The sequence below is a fragment of the Elstera litoralis genome, assembly GCF_000963705.1.
Taxonomy (GTDB): Bacteria; Pseudomonadota; Alphaproteobacteria; order Elsterales; family Elsteraceae; genus Elstera; species Elstera litoralis.
On the sequence record NZ_LAJY01000977.1, the window covers coordinates 1 to 845 of the forward strand.

Annotated in this window: 1 protein-coding gene; it reads right to left on the bottom strand. The window is 55.7% G+C overall.

Features of this window, described 5'->3' with window-relative positions; all coding sequences use genetic code 11:
• Positions 1–26: 26 nt before the first annotated feature.
• Positions 27–845: carbohydrate ABC transporter permease (locus VZ95_RS21035; protein ID WP_045777609.1), on the bottom strand; the 819-nt coding region annotated here is incomplete at its 5' end.

Below are 845 nucleotides of genomic sequence, written 5' to 3' on the forward strand. Positions count from 1 at the left end.
AGCGGGCCTTGTTCATCGAAACCCCCCTAGAATTGATAGCGCCGCATGCGCCGCTGAATGACGAAGAGATAGAGCATGACGCCCGCCAGAATGATGAAGAACATCATCGCCGCAATCGTCGCCCCCATTGCCTGATCGCCCAACTGCAACTGAAAGCCGAAGAAGGTGCGATACAGGTAAGTGCCGAGTAGATCGGTGGAGAAATTCGGCCCCGCCAGCGCGCCTTGCACTGTATAGACCAGATCGAAGGCATTGAAATTGCCCACGAATGTCAGGATCGAGACGATCCCCAGGGTGGGCAGAATCAACGGCAGTTTGATTTTCCAAAACTGCGACGCGCCGGTAATGCCGTCCAATTCGGCCGCCTCAACCACCTCGTTCGGGATGGAGAGCAGCGCGGCGTAAATCAGCATCATCGGAATGCCAACGAACTGCCACACGGAAATCAACGCCACCGCAATCAGCGCGCTCGACTCCAACCCCAGCCAGGGAGCGAACAGGGATTTCAAGCCGACCGAGCCCATCAAATTCGGCGCAACGCCCCAAAGCGGGCTGAGGATGAGTTTCCAGATAAAACCGACGATCACGAAAGACAGCATCGTCGGCATAAAAAACGCCGTGCGATAAAAGGTTCGCCCCGCGAGTTTCGGCACCGACAGCATCGCCGCCAGCGCAATCCCGATGGGGTTCTGGATCGCCATATGGATCAAAAAGAAGATCACATTATTATAGAGTGCGTTCCAAAAACTCACCGACCAGCGCGGATCGGTGAATAAACGCACGAAATTATCCAGCCCCGCGAAAACCGTTCCGCCACCTTGCGGTGTAAACAGCGATAGGCGCAG